This window comes from Microbacterium sp. F1-18, assembly GCF_052921305.1.
The window spans coordinates 257,513-272,900 of the sequence record NZ_JBREVD010000005.1 but is presented as its reverse complement, the minus strand read 5'-3'; the positions used below and the strand labels follow the sequence as shown (position 1 = coordinate 272,900).

At 66.5% G+C, this 15,388-nt stretch carries 28 protein-coding genes; all 28 read right to left on the bottom strand.

All coding sequences use genetic code 11. From position 1 onward, the window contains the following. Window positions 1–5: 5 nt before the first annotated feature. The 28 genes from ACU6RU_RS14925 to rplC all read right to left on the bottom strand — a co-directional run bounded on the left by ACU6RU_RS14925 (window position 6) and on the right by rplC (window position 15,388). A complete protein-coding gene (locus tag ACU6RU_RS14925) occupies window positions 6–995 on the bottom strand; it encodes a DNA-directed RNA polymerase subunit alpha (RefSeq protein WP_023954080.1) in 990 nt (329 codons plus the stop codon). 122 nt (window positions 996–1,117) lie between these two features. Then, on the bottom strand, window positions 1,118–1,516 hold the full coding sequence (gene rpsK / locus ACU6RU_RS14920; protein WP_023954078.1) for a 30S ribosomal protein S11: 399 nt from the start codon (window positions 1,514–1,516) through the stop codon (window positions 1,118–1,120). Between the two features lie 34 nt (window positions 1,517–1,550). Beyond that, window positions 1,551–1,925, bottom strand: coding sequence for a 30S ribosomal protein S13 (gene rpsM, locus ACU6RU_RS14915; RefSeq protein ID WP_056371363.1), 375 nt, complete (start codon window positions 1,923–1,925; stop codon window positions 1,551–1,553). 156 nt (window positions 1,926–2,081) lie between these two features. Beyond that, a complete protein-coding gene (gene rpmJ / locus ACU6RU_RS14910; protein ID WP_005050492.1) occupies window positions 2,082–2,198 on the bottom strand; it encodes a 50S ribosomal protein L36 in 117 nt (38 codons plus the stop codon). Between the two features lie 76 nt (window positions 2,199–2,274). After that, a complete protein-coding gene (gene infA, locus ACU6RU_RS14905) occupies window positions 2,275–2,496 on the bottom strand; it encodes a translation initiation factor IF-1 (protein ID WP_017201569.1) in 222 nt (73 codons plus the stop codon). A gap of 156 nt (window positions 2,497–2,652) precedes the next feature. After that, complete coding sequence (locus tag ACU6RU_RS14900) at window positions 2,653–3,339, bottom strand: DsbA family protein (RefSeq protein ID WP_120264242.1); 687 nt, start codon at window positions 3,337–3,339, stop codon at window positions 2,653–2,655. 11 nt (window positions 3,340–3,350) lie between these two features. Next, window positions 3,351–4,184, bottom strand: coding sequence for a type I methionyl aminopeptidase (gene map / locus ACU6RU_RS14895; RefSeq protein WP_289330271.1), 834 nt, complete (start codon window positions 4,182–4,184; stop codon window positions 3,351–3,353). Beyond that, window positions 4,181–4,768, bottom strand: a complete 588-nt coding sequence (locus tag ACU6RU_RS14890) for an adenylate kinase (RefSeq protein ID WP_446726929.1) — start codon at window positions 4,766–4,768, stop codon at window positions 4,181–4,183. The genes map and ACU6RU_RS14890 overlap by 4 nt, the downstream gene beginning before the upstream one ends. After that, window positions 4,765–6,090, bottom strand: coding sequence for a preprotein translocase subunit SecY (gene secY, locus ACU6RU_RS14885; protein WP_120264240.1), 1,326 nt, complete (start codon window positions 6,088–6,090; stop codon window positions 4,765–4,767). Before secY ends, ACU6RU_RS14890 begins: the two co-directional genes overlap by 4 nt. Window positions 6,091–6,221: 131 nt before the next feature. Then, complete coding sequence (gene rplO, locus ACU6RU_RS14880; protein WP_183045353.1) at window positions 6,222–6,713, bottom strand: 50S ribosomal protein L15; 492 nt, start codon at window positions 6,711–6,713, stop codon at window positions 6,222–6,224. Further along, entirely contained in the window at window positions 6,713–6,898 is a 186-nt protein-coding gene (gene rpmD / locus ACU6RU_RS14875; protein WP_023954062.1) for a 50S ribosomal protein L30, read from the bottom strand. The genes rplO and rpmD overlap by 1 nt, the downstream gene beginning before the upstream one ends. Continuing rightward, complete coding sequence (gene rpsE, locus ACU6RU_RS14870; protein WP_370877338.1) at window positions 6,898–7,596, bottom strand: 30S ribosomal protein S5; 699 nt, start codon at window positions 7,594–7,596, stop codon at window positions 6,898–6,900. The genes rpmD and rpsE overlap by 1 nt, the downstream gene beginning before the upstream one ends. Continuing rightward, window positions 7,593–7,952, bottom strand: a complete 360-nt coding sequence (rplR, locus tag ACU6RU_RS14865) for a 50S ribosomal protein L18 (RefSeq protein WP_120264239.1) — start codon at window positions 7,950–7,952, stop codon at window positions 7,593–7,595. Before rplR ends, rpsE begins: the two co-directional genes overlap by 4 nt. A gap of 2 nt (window positions 7,953–7,954) precedes the next feature. Further along, the gene (gene rplF, locus ACU6RU_RS14860) at window positions 7,955–8,491 is read right to left on the bottom strand and encodes a 50S ribosomal protein L6 (protein WP_064955469.1); all 537 of its coding nucleotides are present in this window, start codon (window positions 8,489–8,491) and stop codon (window positions 7,955–7,957) included. Between the two features lie 4 nt (window positions 8,492–8,495). Beyond that, window positions 8,496–8,894, bottom strand: coding sequence for a 30S ribosomal protein S8 (rpsH, locus tag ACU6RU_RS14855; RefSeq protein ID WP_120264238.1), 399 nt, complete (start codon window positions 8,892–8,894; stop codon window positions 8,496–8,498). A gap of 133 nt (window positions 8,895–9,027) precedes the next feature. Continuing rightward, on the bottom strand, window positions 9,028–9,618 hold the full coding sequence (gene rplE, locus ACU6RU_RS14850) for a 50S ribosomal protein L5 (protein ID WP_120264237.1): 591 nt from the start codon (window positions 9,616–9,618) through the stop codon (window positions 9,028–9,030). Window positions 9,619–9,620: 2 nt separating this feature from the next. Then, on the bottom strand, window positions 9,621–9,980 hold the full coding sequence (rplX, locus tag ACU6RU_RS14845; RefSeq protein WP_120264236.1) for a 50S ribosomal protein L24: 360 nt from the start codon (window positions 9,978–9,980) through the stop codon (window positions 9,621–9,623). A 2-nt stretch (window positions 9,981–9,982) separates the two neighbouring features. Then, the gene (gene rplN, locus ACU6RU_RS14840; RefSeq protein ID WP_091500775.1) at window positions 9,983–10,351 is read right to left on the bottom strand and encodes a 50S ribosomal protein L14; all 369 of its coding nucleotides are present in this window, start codon (window positions 10,349–10,351) and stop codon (window positions 9,983–9,985) included. A gap of 4 nt (window positions 10,352–10,355) precedes the next feature. Then, window positions 10,356–10,688, bottom strand: a complete 333-nt coding sequence (rpsQ, locus tag ACU6RU_RS14835) for a 30S ribosomal protein S17 (protein ID WP_120264235.1) — start codon at window positions 10,686–10,688, stop codon at window positions 10,356–10,358. Further along, window positions 10,688–10,996, bottom strand: coding sequence for a 50S ribosomal protein L29 (rpmC, locus tag ACU6RU_RS14830; RefSeq protein ID WP_023954048.1), 309 nt, complete (start codon window positions 10,994–10,996; stop codon window positions 10,688–10,690). Before rpmC ends, rpsQ begins: the two co-directional genes overlap by 1 nt. After that, a complete protein-coding gene (rplP, locus tag ACU6RU_RS14825; RefSeq protein WP_023954047.1) occupies window positions 10,996–11,415 on the bottom strand; it encodes a 50S ribosomal protein L16 in 420 nt (139 codons plus the stop codon). The genes rpmC and rplP overlap by 1 nt, the downstream gene beginning before the upstream one ends. Next, complete coding sequence (rpsC, locus tag ACU6RU_RS14820; RefSeq protein WP_023954045.1) at window positions 11,415–12,173, bottom strand: 30S ribosomal protein S3; 759 nt, start codon at window positions 12,171–12,173, stop codon at window positions 11,415–11,417. The genes rplP and rpsC overlap by 1 nt, the downstream gene beginning before the upstream one ends. Next, window positions 12,173–12,571, bottom strand: coding sequence for a 50S ribosomal protein L22 (rplV, locus tag ACU6RU_RS14815; protein WP_036304774.1), 399 nt, complete (start codon window positions 12,569–12,571; stop codon window positions 12,173–12,175). The genes rpsC and rplV overlap by 1 nt, the downstream gene beginning before the upstream one ends. Before the next feature lie 38 nt (window positions 12,572–12,609). Continuing rightward, window positions 12,610–12,891 (bottom strand): 30S ribosomal protein S19, encoded by a 282-nt coding sequence (gene rpsS, locus ACU6RU_RS14810; protein ID WP_023954043.1) that lies wholly within the window; start codon window positions 12,889–12,891, stop codon window positions 12,610–12,612. 12 nt (window positions 12,892–12,903) lie between these two features. After that, on the bottom strand, window positions 12,904–13,743 hold the full coding sequence (rplB, locus tag ACU6RU_RS14805; protein WP_023954042.1) for a 50S ribosomal protein L2: 840 nt from the start codon (window positions 13,741–13,743) through the stop codon (window positions 12,904–12,906). Window positions 13,744–13,767: 24 nt separating this feature from the next. After that, on the bottom strand, window positions 13,768–14,067 hold the full coding sequence (gene rplW / locus ACU6RU_RS14800; protein WP_023954040.1) for a 50S ribosomal protein L23: 300 nt from the start codon (window positions 14,065–14,067) through the stop codon (window positions 13,768–13,770). Then, entirely contained in the window at window positions 14,064–14,726 is a 663-nt protein-coding gene (gene rplD, locus ACU6RU_RS14795) for a 50S ribosomal protein L4 (protein WP_120264234.1), read from the bottom strand. Before rplD ends, rplW begins: the two co-directional genes overlap by 4 nt. A gap of 2 nt (window positions 14,727–14,728) precedes the next feature. Next, on the bottom strand, window positions 14,729–15,388 hold the full coding sequence (gene rplC / locus ACU6RU_RS14790; protein ID WP_023954036.1) for a 50S ribosomal protein L3: 660 nt from the start codon (window positions 15,386–15,388) through the stop codon (window positions 14,729–14,731).

The window sequence follows — 15,388 nt, the reverse complement described above, 5'->3', positions numbered from 1 at the left end:
GGGGCTCAGAGGTTCTCGTCGTCGTATCCGCCGTAGAAGTGCGCACCGTCGAACCCGGGAACCGAGTCCTTCAGCGACAGGCCGAGGGAGACGAGCTTGTCGCGCACCTCGTCGACCGACTTCTGACCGAAGTTGCGGATGTTCATGAGCTGGGTCTCCGAGAGGGCGACCAGCTCGGACACCGTGTTGATGCCCTCACGCTTGAGGCAGTTGTACGAGCGGACCGAGAGGTCGAGGTCTTCGATCGGCATCGACAGCTCGTTGGTGAGGACCTCGGCGACCGGCGCGGGGCCGATCTCGATGCCCTCGGCCTCGACGTTCAGCTCGCGGGCCAGACCGAACAGCTCGACGAGCGTGCGTCCGGCCGAAGCAACGGCGTCGCGCGGCGAGATGGACGCCTTCGACTCGACGTCGAGGACGAGCTTGTCGAAGTCGGTGCGCTCACCGGCACGAGTGGCCTCGACGCGGTAGCTGACCTTGAGCACGGGCGAGTAGATCGAGTCGATCGGGATCTGACCGGCCTCGGCGTACTCGTTGCGGTTCTGCGTCGCCGAGACGTAGCCGCGACCGCGCTCGATGACGAGCTCGAGCTCGAACTTCGCGCTGTCGTTGAGCGTCGCGATGACCAGGTCGGGGTTGTGCACCTCGACACCGGCGGGAGCCGAGATGTCGGCGGCCGTGACCTCACCGGCACCGGTCTTGCGCAGGTAAGCCGTGATGGGCTCGTCGCGCTCGGACGAGACGACGAGCTGCTTGATGTTGAGGATGATCTCGGTGACATCCTCCTTCACGCCCGGAATCGTGCTGAACTCGTGCAGCACACCGTCGAAACGGATGCTGGTGACGGCGGCACCCGGGATGGACGACAGCAGGCTGCGGCGCAGCGCGTTGCCGATGGTGTAGCCGAAGCCGGGCTCGAGCGGCTCGACGACGAACCGGCTGCGGAACTCGCCGATCTTCTCCTCGGTCAGAGTGGGACGCTGTGCGATGAGCACTATGTGTTCCTTTCGATCACGTGACCGCTATATGACACGTGCAATTCAGTGAGGTGTTGAGTTTTCAAGGAAACGACGGAAGTCCGGATGCCGCGCGATGCGGCATCCGGATCCGTGTCAGCTCAGACGCGGCGGCGCTTGGGGGGACGGCAGCCGTTGTGGGCCTGCGGGGTGACGTCCTGGATGGACCCCACCTCGAGGCCGGCGGCCGTCAGCGAGCGGATCGCGGTCTCACGGCCCGAACCGGGGCCCTTCACGAAGACGTCGACCTTCTTGACGCCGTGCTCCTGCGCCTGACGCGCAGCGGACTCGGCGGCCATGCCGGCGGCGTAGGGAGTCGACTTGCGCGAGCCCTTGAAGCCGACGCCACCCGAGGAGGCCCAGCTGATGACGGCGCCCGACGGGTCGGTGATCGAGACGATCGTGTTGTTGAACGTCGACTTGATGTGGGCGTGGCCCAGCGCGATGTTCTTCTTCTCCTTGCGGCGCGGCTTGCGCGCTGCGGACTTGGCCTGTGCCATGTGCGTGTTCTCCTAAACCTGTGGGGGCCGCGCCTTAGCGCGCCTTCTTCTTGCCGGCGACGGTGCGCTTGGGACCCTTACGCGTACGCGCGTTGGTCTTGGTGCGCTGACCGCGCACGGGCAGGCCACGGCGGTGGCGCAGACCCTCGTAGGAACCGATCTCGACCTTGCGGCGGATGTCGGCGGCGACCTCGCGGCGCAGGTCACCCTCCACCTTGTAGTTGCCCTCGATGTAGTCGCGGAGCGCGACGAGCTGGTCGTCGCTGAGGTCCTTGACGCGGATGTTCTCGTCGATCTCCGTCGCTGCGAGGATCTCGTTCGAGCGGGTACGGCCCACGCCGTAGATGTACGTGAGGGCGATCACCACGCGCTTGTCGCGCGGGATGTCAACGCCGGCAAGACGTGCCATGCGGTTCTCCTAGGAGTAGTCGAAGGTATGGAGCAGGATCTGTGCTCGGGCCTTCGTCCCGAGGTGTCCCCCGCCGGCGTCGCCGGGCGGGTTCTGATCTGCCTGAGGTGTATTGAGTTGTCGTCGTACCGAGCGCCGCGTGCACGCGGCATCCGATCAGCCCTGGCGCTGCTTGTGACGCGGGTTCGACTTGCAGATGACCATGACGCGACCGTGGCGACGGATGACCTTGCAGTGGTCGCAGATGGGCTTGACGGAGGGGTTGACCTTCATGATGTTCCTGATTCGCTGTCTTCGCCGACGGGGCAGGGGCTCCGGGGCGTTACTTCTCGACCGGCGTGCGCTGGGCTCAGCGGTAGCGGTAGACGATGCGGCCGCGCGTCAGATCGTAGGGGCTGAGCTCCACGACCACGCGGTCTTCGGGGATGATGCGGATGTAGTTCTGCCGCATCTTGCCCGAGATCGTTGCGAGGACCTTGTGTCCGTTGCTGAGCTCGACGCGGAACATCGCGTTCGGCAGAGCCTCGGAGATCACGCCCTCGATCTCGATGACACCGTCTTTCTTCGCCATACGCTCGCTTACAGTTGTGCAGGCCGGTCGGTCTGCGTTGGATGGGATTTTCGGTGACACGCCGAGAGAGGCGCAACGCACCAAAGAGCAAGCATACGCGCTACCGCACGCTCCGGCAACTCGCCGTATCTGCTTCGGCGCGTCGTGCCGCGGCGCTCAGTTGAACAGCGTCGCGAACGAGCCGCGTGCGGGGATCGTGCTGTTCGAGATCGTCTCGCCGTTGACCGCGATCGTCGGCGTGCCGATACCGTTCGAGCCGGGCTGGATCGGCGTCTCCTTCGTCTTCGCGGTCACGAACGACTCGTAGGTGCGATCGGTGACGCAGGAGTCGATGCCGGTGACGCCGGCGTCGGAGGCGATCTGCAGGATCTGCTCGTCGGTGAGACCCGTCGACTGCTCGGCGGGCTGCTGCTCGAACATCGCCTGCATGAAGGGGACGGCCGCGTCGGGGTCGGCCTCGGCCACGCAGTACATCGCGTTGGCCGAACGCGTGGAGTACTCGGCGCCCTGCGAGTAGCGATCGAGGATGGAGATGGGGTGGATGTTGAGAGTGATCGTGCCGTCGTTCACGAGGTCGAGGATCTCGGGCCCGTACGTGGTCTCGAACTGACCGCAGATCGGGCACATGAAGTCGATGTACGTGTCGAGCGTCTGCGACCCCTCGCCGACGACGACCGCACCGGTCTCCTGGTTGATGCCCGAGCCCGTGGGCGGGGTGCCCGGGTCGGTCGCGCTGTTGTTCATCCACACCACGAGCGCCACGATCAGCGCCACGACGACCACGACGGCCGTCGACACCCAGATCGCGAACCAGTTGGTCTTGCCCGTAGCCGCAGTAGCCATCACTTCTCTCCTCAGCCGATTTCCGTCGGCACGATTCCATACGGAGCGAGTCCCGCGGCGCCACCGTCCGGTGCCGTGAGAACCCAGATTCCCCCATCATGCACCGCGACGCTATGTTCCCAATGGGAGCCGTCCGAGCCGTCGATCGTCGAGACGGTCCAGTCGTCATCCTCGGTGAAGGTCTCTTCCGAGCCCGCCACGACCATCGGCTCGATCGCGAGGACGAGACCGGGCTTGACCTCGGGGCCGAGGTCGGGAACGCGGTAGTTGAACACCGACGGCGCCTCGTGCATCTTGCGGCCGATACCGTGCCCGACGTAGTCGCGCAGGATGCCGTAGCCCTCGCCCGAAGACTCGATCGACGTCTGGATCGCGTCGCCGATCTCACCGATGCGCTTCGCGTTCGCCATGGCGGCGATACCAGCCCACAGCGATTCCTCGGTCACCTCGGACAGCCGCTCACGCGCCGCGACGAGTTCCGGGCGGTCGGGATCGGGGATGACGATCGTGATCGCAGAATCACCGTTCCAGCCGCGGAACTGAGCGCCGGCGTCGATCGACAGGATGTCGCCGGGCTCGAGCGGGCGCGAGTTCGGGATGCCGTGCACGACCTGCTCGTTGACCGAGGCGCACACCGTGTGGCGGTAGCCGCGCACGAGCTGGAAGTTCGACTCGGCACCGCGCGAGCGGATCACGTCCGCCGCGATCGCGTCGAGCTCGAGCGTCGTCACGCCGGGGGCCACACGCTCGCGAACCGCTTGCAGCGCCGCCGCCGTGATGAGGCCGGGCTCGACCATCGCCTGCAGCTGTGCGGGCGACTTGTAGATGGAGCGGCGGCCGATCACGCCGTGATGCCGCGGGCGGTCAGGGCCGCGGTGATGCGCTCGGTGATCTCGTCGAGCGAGCCGACCCCGTCGATCTGGTCGACGATGCCGCGCTCGCGGAAGACGTCGAGGATCGGCGCCGTCTCGTTCTCGTAGATCGAGAGGCGCTTCGCGATCGACTCCTCGTTGTCGTCGTCGCGACCCTGCTCGGCCGCGCGCTTCGACAGCCGAGCGATCGACTCCTCGCGGGGGACGACCAGCTCGATGACGCCGGTCAGCTCCTCACCGCGACTGCGGAGGAAGGCGTCGAGGTCGGCGACCTGGGCGAGGTTGCGGGGGTATCCGTCGAGCAGGAACCCGCCGGCCGCGTCGTCCTGGGCGAGACGGTCGCGCACGATCGCGCTCGTCAGCTCGTCGGGAACCAGGTCGCCGCCGTCGATGATCGCCTTGACCTGCTGGCCGAGCGGAGTGCCTTCTTTGACGTTCGCCCGGAAGACATCGCCGGTCGACACGGCAGGAACGCCGAGGGCCTCGGCGATGCGGACACCCTGAGTGCCCTTGCCCGAACCCTGGGGCCCGACGATCAGCAGGCGTGCAGCCGTCATCGCAGCAACCCTTCGTAGTGGCGCTGCTGGAGCTGCGCGTCGATCTGCTTCACCGTCTCGAGTCCGACACCCACGATGATGAGGATCGATGCGCCGCCGAACGGGAAGTTCTGGTTCGCACCGACCGTCGCGAGCGCGATCAGCGGGAGCAGGGCGATGAGCCCCAGGTAGATCGAGCCGGGAGCGGTGATGCGGGTGAGCACGTAGTCGAGGTACTCCGCGGTGGGGCGACCGGCACGGATGCCGGGGATGAACCCGCCGTACTTCTTCATGTTGTCGGCGACGTCGACCGGGTTGAACGTGATCGCGACGTAGAAGTAGGTGAAGCCGATGATCAGCAGGAAGTACACCGCCATGTACAGCGGGCTGTCGCCGGTGGTGAAGTACTGCTGGATCCACGCCACCCAGCCGGGCACGTTGCCGTCGGCATCCGGGTTCTGGTTGAACTGCGCGATCAGCGCGGGGATATAGAGCAGCGACGAGGCGAAGATGACGGGCACCACGCCGGCCATGTTGACCTTGATCGGAATGTACGTGTTCGTCCCGCCGTAGGTGCGTCGGCCGACCATCCGCTTGGCGTACTGGACGGGGATGCGCCGCTGTGACTGCTCGACGAAGACGACGAGGGCGACGACGGCGATGCCGACCGCGAGCACGAGGAGGAAGATCTCGAAGCCGCGCGCGACGGCGATCGACCACAGGGCGGCCGGGAAGGTCGCCGCGATCGAGGTGAAGATGAGGATCGACATGCCGTTGCCGACGCCGCGCTCGGTGACGAGCTCGGCGAACCACATGATCAGGCCCGTGCCGGCGGTCATCGTGATGATCATCAGGAGCTGCGCGTACCAGGCCTCGGAGGTCAGCAGCTGCGCGCACTCGGGAACACCGGTCACGGGGATCAGCTGACCCGATCGCGCGACCGTCACGAGGGTCGTCGACTGCAGCAGCGCCAGCGCGATGGTGAGGTAGCGCGTGTACTGCGTGAGCTTCGCCTGGCCCGACTGGCCCTCCTTGTAGAGGGTCTCGAAGTGCGGGATGACCACACGCAGCAGCTGGACGATGATCGTCGCGGTGATGTAGGGCATGACGCCGAGCGCGAAGATCGACAGCTGCAGGAGCGCGCCGCCCGAGAACAGGTTCACGAGCGAGAGCAGGCCCTGCGCGGTTCCGCTCTGGTCGAGACAGCTCTGCACGTTCGGGAAGTTCACGAACGGCGTCGGGACGTGTGCGCCCAGGCGGTAGATGGCGATGATCGCCAGGGTGAAGCCGATCTTCCGCCGGAGATCCGGGGTGCGGAAGACCCGCGCAATGGCGCTGAACAAGTGGATTCCTCCCAAGGGATGGGCGGCGTCTCGGGAAGACACCGTCAACCAGGGTATCCCAGGCCGTTCGCTGGCGCGCCTCGGATACGACGAAGCGAGGGCCGGAGCGAACTCCGGCCCTCGCTGGCGAATTACTTGATGGACCCGCCGGCCGCGACGATCTTCTGCTCGGCAGAGCCCGAGACCTTGTCGACCGACACGTTCAGCGCCACCGAGATGTCGCCGGTGCCGAGCACCTTGACCTTCTCGTTCTTGCGGACGGCACCCTTGGCGACCAGGTCGCCGATGGTGACGTCGCCGCCCTGCGGGTACAGCTCCGCGAGCTTGTCCAGGTTCACGACCTGGTACTCGACGCGGAACGGGTTCTTGAACCCGCGCAGCTTGGGGGTGCGCATGTGGAGCGGCATCTGGCCACCCTCGAAGCCCACCTTGACCTGGTAGCGAGCCTTCGTACCCTTGGTACCGCGGCCCGCCGTCTTGCCCTTCGAGCCCTCACCGCGACCGACACGGGTCTTCGCGGTGTTGGATCCGGGGACCGGACGCAGGTGGTGCACCTTCAGCACACCGGGACGAGCGGCCGTGGTCTCGGCCTTCGCCTTCTTGTCGTCCTTCTTCTCAGCCATCAGTCGATCTCCTCAACCTTCACGAGGTGCGCGACGGTCTTGACGTAGCCGCGCGTCTGCGCGTCGTCGGGACGGACGACCGAGTCGCCGATCCGCTTGAGACCCAGCGAACGCAGCGTGTCGCGCTGGTTCTGCTTCTCGCTCACCTTGGACTTGACCTGGGTGACCTTCAGTCGAGCGGCCATCAGGCACCTACCTTCTGTGCGGCGTTCGCCTCGGCCTCAGCGCGCACGAGACGAGCCGGCGCGACCTGGTCGAAGTCCAGGCCACGGCGTGCGGCGACCGCACGGGGCTCCTCGAGCTGCTTCAGTGCCTCGACGGTCGCGTGCACGATGTTGATCGTGTTCGACGAGCCGAGCGACTTCGACAGGACGTCGTGGATACCGGCGCACTCGAGCACGGCGCGGACGGGACCACCGGCGATAACACCGGTACCGGCCGCGGCCGGACGCAGGAGCACCACGCCGGCGGCTGCCTCACCCTGCACGGGGTGCGGGATGGTCGAGCCGGTGCGGGGAACGCGGAAGAAGTTGCGCTTGGCCTCTTCGACACCCTTGGAGATGGCGAGGGGGACCTCACGCGCCTTGCCGTAGCCGACGCCCACCAGACCGTTGCCGTCGCCGACGACGACGAGAGCGGTGAAGCTGAAGCGACGACCACCCTTGACGACCTTCGACACGCGGTTGATCGTGACGACGCGCTCCAGGAACTGGCTCTTGTCGGCGTCGCGCGAACCGCGGTCACGGTTGTTGTTGCGCTCGCGGCTGCCGCGGCGGGGCTCGCGGGCCTCGCGCTCGACGGGAGCGGTGCCTGCGGCCTGCTCGGTCGTAGCCTGTTCGGTCACAGGGTTCTCTCCGTTGTTGTTGGTCACTGCATCGCTCACAGGTTCAGACCTCCCTCGCGAGCGCCGTCGGCGATCGCTGCGACACGGCCCGCGTAGCGGTTGCCACCGCGGTCGAACACGACGTCTGCGACGCCGGCGGCCTTGGCGCGCTCGGCGACGAGCTCGCCGACCTTGCGGGCCTTGGCGGTCTTGTCACCGTCGAACGTGCGCAGGTCGGCCTCGAGGGTCGACGCGGATGCCACGGTGTGGCCCTTCGCGTCGTCGACGAGCTGCACGAAGACGTGGCGGGCCGAGCGGGTCACGACCAGGCGCGGCCGGACCTCGGTGCCCACGATCTTCTTGCGAAGGCGGGCGTGACGACGCGCGCGCGCGTCGGACTTGCTCTTCACAGCCATGCTTACTTACCAGCCTTTCCGGCCTTGCGGCGGACGACCTCGCCCGCGTACCGCACACCCTTGCCCTTGTACGGCTCGGGCTTGCGGATCTTGCGGATGTTGGCCGCGGTCTCGCCGACCGCCTGCTTGTCGATGCCGCTGACCGTGAGCTTGTTGTTGCCCTCGACGGTCAGGGTGATGCCGGCGGGTGCCTCGACGGTGACGGGGTGCGAGAAGCCGAGAGCGAACTCGACGGACGAGCCCTTCTGAGCGACGCGGTAACCGGTGCCGACGACCTCGAGACCCTTGGTGTAGCCCTGGGTCACGCCGATGATGTTGTTGTTGATCAGGGTGCGGGTCAGGCCGTGCAGGGCACGCGACTCGCGCTCGTCATCCGGGCGGGTGACGAGAACCTGGTTCTCCTCGACCTTGGCCTCGATGGGCTTGGCGACGGTCAGTCGCAGCTCGCCCTTGGGGCCCTTGACGAGGACGTCCTGTCCGGCGACCTCGACGGTCACACCGGCAGGGATGTCAATGGGAAGACGTCCAATACGCGACATCAGATCACCACACGTAGGCGAGGACTTCCCCGCCGACGCCCTTCGACTCGGCCTGGCGGTCCGTGAGGAGGCCAGAGGAGGTGGACAGAATCGCGACGCCCAGGCCACCGAGGACCGTGGGCAGCTCGGTCGACTTCGCGTAAACGCGGAGACCGGGCTTGGAGACGCGCTTGATGCCGGCGATCGACCGCTCGCGGTTGGGGCCGTACTTCAGCGTCATGGTGAGGGTCTGGCCGACACGAGCATCGGAGACCTCCCAGCTGGAGATGTAGCCCTCCTGCTTGAGGATCTCGGCGATGTTGGTCTTGAGCTTCGAGCTCGGCAGCGACACGGAGTCGTGGTGCGCCGAGTTCGCGTTGCGCAGACGGGTCAGCATATCTGCGACCGGGTCTGTCATCGTCATAGGTATTTTCCTTTGATCATGAGGTTTCGACTGCCGTTACACGACAGGCGACCTTCGATGAATGTCCATATTCAGTTGTGCAGTCGTTCGGCCCCGGAGCATGCCCCGAGGCCGAACGATCGATTGTACCGGATTACGCCTGGGCGTTGTCCGCGGTGAACGGGAAGCCCAGCTGGCGAAGCAGCGAGCGTCCCTCGTCATCCGTCTTCGCCGTCGTGACGATCGTGATGTCGAAACCGCGGACGCGGTCGATGCGGTCCTGGTTGATCTCGTGGAAGACCGCCTGCTCCTGCAGACCGAAGGTGTAGTTGCCGTGACCGTCGAACTGCTTGGGCGACAGACCGCGGAAGTCGCGGATGCGGGGCAGCGCGAGGTTCACGAGGCGGTCGATGAACTCCCACGCACGGTCGCCACGGAGGGTGACGTGCGCGCCGATGGCCTGGCCCTCGCGCAGCTTGAACTGCGCGATGGACTTACGGGCCTTCGTGACGATCGGCTTCTGACCCGTGATCTTCGTCAGGTCGTCCACAGCGCCGTCGATCACCTTGCTGTCGCGAGCTGCCTCGCCGACACCGGTGTTCACGACGACCTTCACGAGACCGGGGATCTGCATGACGTTGGCGTAGCCGAACTCGTCCTGCAGAGCCTTCTTGATCTCGCTCTGGTACTTCTGCTTCAGGCGGGGCTGGATCTTGCCAGCCGCCGCGGCAGTGGTGCTGCTCATATTCAGAGGTCCTTGCCGCTCTTCTTCGCGTAACGCACGCGGACGGTGCGCTTCACGCCGTCCTTCGTCTTCTCCTCGACGCGGTGGCCGACGCGGGTCGGCTTCTTCGTCTCGGGGTCGACGATCTGGACGTTCGAGATGTGGATGGGGGCCTCGAAGGTCTCGATGCCGCCCGTCTTGGTGCCACGCTGCGTCTGACCGACGCGGCTGTGCTTGGTGACGTAGTTCACGCCCTCGACGATGACGCGGTTCTGCTCGACGAGGACCTCGAGGACCTTGCCCTGCTTGCCGCGGTCGCCGCCGCGCTCGGGCTTGGCGCCCGTGATGACCTGAACCAGGTCACCCTTCTTGATGTTCGCCATGATCAGATGACCTCCGGGGCGAGCGAGACGATCTTCATGAACTTCTTGTCGCGAAGCTCACGACCGACCGGTCCGAAGATGCGGGTGCCGCGGGGCTCCCCGTCGTTCTTCAGGATGACGGCGGCGTTCTCGTCGAACTTGATGTACGAGCCGTCGGAACGGCGCGTCTGCTTGACGGTGCGGACGATGACGGCCTTGACGACATCACCCTTCTTGACGTTGCCACCGGGGATCGCGTCCTTGACGGTGGCGACGATGATGTCGCCCAGTCCGGCGTACCGGCGGGCGGAGCCGCCGAGCACACGGATGGTGAGCAGCTCCTTGGCGCCGGTGTTGTCGGCGACCTTGAGGCGGGATTCGGTCTGAATCATGAGATCACTTCGCCTTCTCGAGGACCTCGACCAGACGCCAGCGCTTGGTGGCGCTCAGCGGGCGAGTCTCGTTGATGAGGACGAGGTCGCCGATGCCGGCGGTGTTGGCCTCGTCGTGGGCCTTGACCTTCGACGTGCGGCGGATGACCTTGCCGTAGAGCGGGTGCTTCACGCGGTCCTCGACCTCGACGACGATCGTCTTGTCCATCTTGTCGCTCACGACGTAGCCACGACGAGCCTTGCGGTAACCGCGGGCGTTCTCGTCGCGGACGTCGTGCGCGGCCGACTCGTGGCCGGCGGCCGCGGGTGCCGTTGCGGCATCCTTCTTCTCAGCCATCACTCGGTCTCTTCCTTCGCGGCCTCGGTGGCGTCATCCGCCTTCTTGGCCTTGGTCTTCTTCGCCTTCGGCGCCTCCGCGACGGGCGTGGCACGGATGCCGAGCTCGCGCTCGCGGATCACCGTGTAGAGCCGCGCGATGTCGCGCTTGACCGCACGGATGCGGCCGTGGCTCTCGAGCTGGCCGGTGGCCGACTGGAAGCGCAGGTTGAACAGCTCTTCCTTGGCCTTGCGCAGCTCCTCGACGAGGCGCTGGTCTTCGAACGTGTCGAGCTCGCTCGGGGCGAGCGTCTTGGTGCCGACAGCCATTACGCGTCGCCCTCCTCGCGCTTGATGATGCGTGCCTTAAGCGGCAGCTTGTGAATGGCACGGGTCAGGGCCTCGCGAGCGAGCTCCTCGTTGACTCCGGCGACCTCGAAGAGGACGCGACCCGGCTTGACGTTGGCGACCCACCACTCCGGCGAGCCCTTACCCGAACCCATGCGGGTCTCGGCGGGCTTCTTGGTGAGCGGACGGTCGGGGTAGACGTTGATCCACACCTTGCCGCCACGCTTGATGTGACGCGTCATGGCGATACGAGCGGACTCGATCTGACGGTTGGTCACGTAAGCGGGCGTGAGTGCCTGGATGCCGAACTCGCCGAAGGAGACCTTCGTGCCGCCGGTGGCCTGGCCATCGCGCTTGGGGTGGTGCTGCTTGCGGTACTTGACCTTACGGGGGATAAGCATCAGGCCGACGCTCCTTCTGCCACGGGGGCCTCGTTGCGGGGACCACGACGGCGGTCACCGCGGTCGTCGCGACCGCGCGAGGTCTTCGGCGCGTTGGCCTGCTCGCGAGCGAGCTCCTTGGCCGTCAGGTCGCCCTTGTAGATCCAGACCTTCACGCCGATGCGGCCGAAGGTGGTCTTGGCCTCGTAGAAGCCGTAGTCGATGTTCGCGCGGAGCGTGTGCAGGGGCACGCGGCCCTCGCGGTAGAACTCCGAGCGGCTCATCTCCGCACCGCCGAGGCGGCCCGAGACCTGGATCCGGATGCCCTTGGCGCCGGCGCGCTGAGCGCCCTGCAGACCCTTGCGCATCGCGCGGCGGAACGCCACACGAGCCGAGAGCTGCTCGGCGATGCCCTGCGCGACGAGCTGGGCGTCGGCCTCGGGGTTCTTGACCTCGAGGATGTTGAGCTGGATCTGCTTGCCGGTGAGCTTCTCGAGGTCGGCGCGGATGCGCTCGGCCTCGGCGCCACGGCGACCGATCACGATGCCCGGGCGGGCGGTGTGGATGTCGACGCGGACGCGGTCACGGGTGCGCTCGATCTCGATGTTGCTGACGCCGGCGCGGTCGAGCGACGTGGTCAGCAGACGACGGATCTTGATGTCCTCGGCGACGTAGTCGGCGTAACGCTGGCCCGGCTTGGTCGAGTCCGAGAACCAACGCGACACGTGGTCCGTGGTGATGCCGAGGCGGAAGCCGTACGGGTTGACTTTCTGTCCCATTACTTGCTCGCCTTCTTGCTCGTACCGGCGGCCGCGGCATCCGCGTTCTCCGGCGTCGACAGCACGACCGTGATGTGGCTCGTGCGCTTCTTGATCTGGAAGGCACGACCCTGGGCGCGGGGCTGGAAACGCTTGAGCGTCGTGCCCTCGTCGACGTACGCGTTCTTCACGTACAGGTCTGCATCGTCCAGGAACTCGTTGTCCTTGTCGGCCTTGACGCGAGCGTTCGCGACCGCCGAGGCGACGAGCTTGTAAATCGGCTCGCTGGCGCTCTGGGGGGCGAACTTCAGGATGGCGAGTGCCTCCTGAGCCTGCTTGCCCTTGATGAGCGCGACGACACGACGAGCCTTCTGAGGGGTCACGCGGATGTGCTTCACGCGCGCGGTGGATTCCACCATGTCTCTCCTCCTCTGTCCTCTCTGGAACTGCCCCCGCGTCAGCGGCGGCGGCCCTTCTTGTCGTCCTTCACGTGGCCGCGGAAGGTGCGGGTGGGCGCGAATTCGCCCAGCTTGTGGCCGACCATGGTCTCGGACACGAACACAGGGATGTGCTTGCGCCCGTCGTGCACGGCGATCGTGTGGCCGAGCATGGCCGGGATGATCATCGAACGGCGCGACCAGGTCTTGATGACGTTCTTGGAGCCGGCTTCGTTCTGCGCGACCACCTTGCGAAGCAGGTGCTCGTCGACGAAGGGGCCCTTCTTCAGGCTGCGAGGCATCTTCCTCTACTCCTACTTGCGCTTCTTGCCGGCGTTGCGACGGCGGACGATGTACTTGTCGCTCTCCTTGTTGGGGTGGCGGGTGCGACCCTCAGCCTGGCCCCAGGGAGTGACGGGGTGACGTCCACCGGACGTCTTGCCCTCACCACCACCGTGCGGGTGGTCGACCGGGTTCATGGCGACACCACGAACCGTCGGGCGAACGCCCTTCCAGCGCTTGCGGCCGGCCTTGCCCCAGTTGATGTTCGACTGCTCGGCGTTGCCGACCTCGCCGATGGTCGCGCGGCAGCGCGCATCGACGTTACGGATCTCGCCGGAGGGCAGACGCAGCTGGGCGTAGGGGCCGTCCTTAGCGACCAGACGCACGCTGGCGCCGGCCGAGCGAGCCATCTTCGCGCCGCCGCCGGGGCGGAGCTCGATGGCGTGGATGACCGTACCGGTCGGGATGTTGCGCAGCGGCAGGTTGTTGCCGGGCTTGATGTCAGCGCCGGCACCCGACTCGACGATGTCGCCCTGCTGGAGCTTGTTCGGGGCGATGATGTAACGCTTCTCGCCGTCGAAGTAGTGCAGCAGCGCGATGCGTGCGGTGCGGTTGGGGTCGTACTCGATGTGAGCGACCTTGGCGTTGACGCCGTCCTTGTCGTTGCGACGGAAGTCGATCACGCGGTACTGGCGCTTGTGGCCACCACCGATGTGACGGGTCGTGATGCGGCCCTGGTTGTTACGGCCACCGGTCTTGGCGATCGGGCGGAGGAGCGACTTCTCGGGCGTCGATCGGGTGATCTCGGCGAAGTCGGCCACCGACGAACCGCGGCGACCCGGGGTCGTGGGCTTGTACTTGCGAATAGCCATGTTCGTTGTCCTCTATCCCGACCGTCAGCCGACTGCCGTGAAGATGTCGATGGTGCCCGACTTCAGGGTGACGATGGCGCGCTTGGTGTCCTTGCGCTTGCCGGTGCCGAAGCGGGTGCGACGGGACTTGCCCGCGCGGTTGAGCGTGTTGACCGCGGCGACCTTGACACCGAAGATCTTCTCGATCGCGAGCTTGATCTCGGTCTTCGAAGCGCGGGGGTCCACGAGGAACGTGTACTTGCCCTCGTCGATGAGCCCGTAGCTCTTCTCGGAGACGACCGGCTTCAGGATGATGTCGCGCGGGTCCTTGTTGACGGCGGTCATGCCGAGACCTCCTCGGTGGCGCCGGCCTTGGACGCGACGAACGCGTCGTAGGCGGCCTTGGTGAAGACGAGGTCGTCCGAGACGAGCACGTCGTAGGCGTTGAGCTGGTCGAACGTCAGCACGTGGACGTACGCGAGGTTGCGCACGCTCTTGACGGTGATCTCGTCACCGCGCTCGATGACCACGAGGACGTTCTTCGTGGCGCCGAGACCGGTCAGCACGGCGGCTGCGGCCTTGGTCGAGGGCGCGCCCTCGACACCGAACGAGTCGATGATGTGCAGACGCTGGCCGCGAGCACGGTCGCTGAGCGCTCCGAGGAGTGCGGCGGCGACCATCTTCTTGGGGGTGCGCTGCGAGTAGTTGCGCGGCTTGGGGCCGTGCACGATGCCACCACCGGTCATGTGCGGCGCGCGGATCGAGCCCTGACGGGCGTTACCCGTGCCCTTCTGCTTGAAGGGCTTGCGGCCGGCGCCCGAGACCTCACCGCGACGCTTGGTCGAGTGGGTGCCCTGGCGAGCCGCCGCGAGCTGCGCGACGACGACCTGGTGGATGAGGGGAACGTTGGTCTTGACGTCGAAGAGCGCGGCGGGCAGCTCCACGGAGCCGGCCTTCTTGCCGGAAGCGCTCCGGACGTCGAGCGCGAGAGTCGAGTCAGCCATGATCAGGCACCCTTCACAGCGTTGCGGACGTAGACGATGCGGCCGCGTGCACCGGGGACGGCGCCCTTGACGAGCAGCAGACCCTTCTCGGCGTCGACGGCGTGCACCGTGAGGTTGAGGACGGTCACGCGCTCGCCACCCATGCGGCCGGCCATGCGCATGCCCTTGAAGACGCGGCTGGGCGTCGACGAGGCACCGATGGAACCGGGCTTGCGGTGGTTGCGGTGCGCACCGTGCGAGGCCGAGACGCCCTTGAAGTTGTGGCGCTTCATGACACCCGCGGTGCCCTTGCCCTTGCTGGTGCCGACGACGTCGACCAGCTGGCCGGCCTCGAACGTGTCACCGGCGGTGAGCTCCTGACCGAGTGAGTAGTCAGCGGCATCCGCCGTGCGCACCTCGGTGAGGTGGCGACGGGGGGTCACGCCGGCGGCCTCGAAGTGGGCCGTGAGGGGCTTGTTGACCTTGCGGGGGTCGATCTGGCCGGCAGCGATCTGAACGGCCGAGTAGCCGTCCTTCTCGGGCGTACGGACCTGGGTGACCACGTTCGGCGCGATCTCGATGACCGTGACGGGGACGAGCTTGCCCTGCTCGTTCCAGACCTGGGTCATGCCGAGCTTGGTGCCGAGGAGGCCCTTGGAAACCTTGGAGTTGATGTCAGCCAT

Bases quoted from the DNA above. Each gene is read 5' to 3' on its own strand.
- rpmD (WP_023954062.1), bottom strand. From the start codon at position 6,898: ATGGCCGCTCGACTGAAGGTCACCCAGGTCAAGTCCAAGGTGAGCGAG.
- rpsM (WP_056371363.1), bottom strand. From the start codon at position 1,925: ATGGCACGTCTTGCCGGCGTTGACATCCCGCGCGACAAGCGCGTGGTG.
- rplO (WP_183045353.1), bottom strand. From the start codon at position 6,713: ATGGCTGAGAAGAAGGACGACAAGAAGGCGAAGGCCGAGACCACGGCC.
- ACU6RU_RS14900 (WP_120264242.1), bottom strand. From the start codon at position 3,339: ATGGCTACTGCGGCTACGGGCAAGACCAACTGGTTCGCGATCTGGGTG.
- infA (WP_017201569.1), bottom strand. From the start codon at position 2,496: ATGGCGAAGAAAGACGGTGTCATCGAGATCGAGGGCGTGATCTCCGAG.
- rplP (WP_023954047.1), bottom strand. From the start codon at position 11,415: ATGCTTATCCCCCGTAAGGTCAAGTACCGCAAGCAGCACCACCCCAAG.
- ACU6RU_RS14890 (WP_446726929.1), bottom strand. From the start codon at position 4,768: ATGACGGCTGCACGCCTGCTGATCGTCGGGCCCCAGGGTTCGGGCAAG.
- rplW (WP_023954040.1), bottom strand. From the start codon at position 14,067: ATGACCGCCGTCAACAAGGACCCGCGCGACATCATCCTGAAGCCGGTC.
- rplN (WP_091500775.1), bottom strand. From the start codon at position 10,351: ATGATTCAGACCGAATCCCGCCTCAAGGTCGCCGACAACACCGGCGCC.
- rpsH (WP_120264238.1), bottom strand. From the start codon at position 8,894: ATGACGATGACAGACCCGGTCGCAGATATGCTGACCCGTCTGCGCAAC.
- rpsS (WP_023954043.1), bottom strand. From the start codon at position 12,891: ATGCCTCGCAGCCTGAAGAAGGGCCCCTTCGTCGACGAGCACCTGCTT.
- rpmC (WP_023954048.1), bottom strand. From the start codon at position 10,996: ATGGCTGTCGGCACCAAGACGCTCGCCCCGAGCGAGCTCGACACGTTC.
- rplF (WP_064955469.1), bottom strand. From the start codon at position 8,491: ATGTCGCGTATTGGACGTCTTCCCATTGACATCCCTGCCGGTGTGACC.
- rplD (WP_120264234.1), bottom strand. From the start codon at position 14,726: ATGGCTGACTCGACTCTCGCGCTCGACGTCCGGAGCGCTTCCGGCAAG.
- rpsC (WP_023954045.1), bottom strand. From the start codon at position 12,173: ATGGGACAGAAAGTCAACCCGTACGGCTTCCGCCTCGGCATCACCACG.
- rpsK (WP_023954078.1), bottom strand. From the start codon at position 1,516: ATGGCACAGGCCAAGTCCGCAGCGCGCAAGCCGCGCCGCAAGGAGAAG.
- rplE (WP_120264237.1), bottom strand. From the start codon at position 9,618: ATGAGCAGCACCACTGCCGCGGCGGCTGGCAAGATCCAGCCCCGCCTG.
- rplB (WP_023954042.1), bottom strand. From the start codon at position 13,743: ATGGCTATTCGCAAGTACAAGCCCACGACCCCGGGTCGCCGCGGTTCG.
- rplR (WP_120264239.1), bottom strand. From the start codon at position 7,952: ATGGCTGTGAAGAGCAAGTCCGACGCGCGCGCGCGTCGTCACGCCCGC.
- rpmJ (WP_005050492.1), bottom strand. From the start codon at position 2,198: ATGAAGGTCAACCCCTCCGTCAAGCCCATCTGCGACCACTGCAAGGTC.
- rplV (WP_036304774.1), bottom strand. From the start codon at position 12,571: ATGGTGGAATCCACCGCGCGCGTGAAGCACATCCGCGTGACCCCTCAG.
- rplX (WP_120264236.1), bottom strand. From the start codon at position 9,980: ATGGCGAACATCAAGAAGGGTGACCTGGTTCAGGTCATCACGGGCGCC.
- rpsQ (WP_120264235.1), bottom strand. From the start codon at position 10,688: ATGGCTGAGAAGAAGGATGCCGCAACGGCACCCGCGGCCGCCGGCCAC.
- rplC (WP_023954036.1), bottom strand. From the start codon at position 15,388: ATGGCTGACATCAACTCCAAGGTTTCCAAGGGCCTCCTCGGCACCAAG.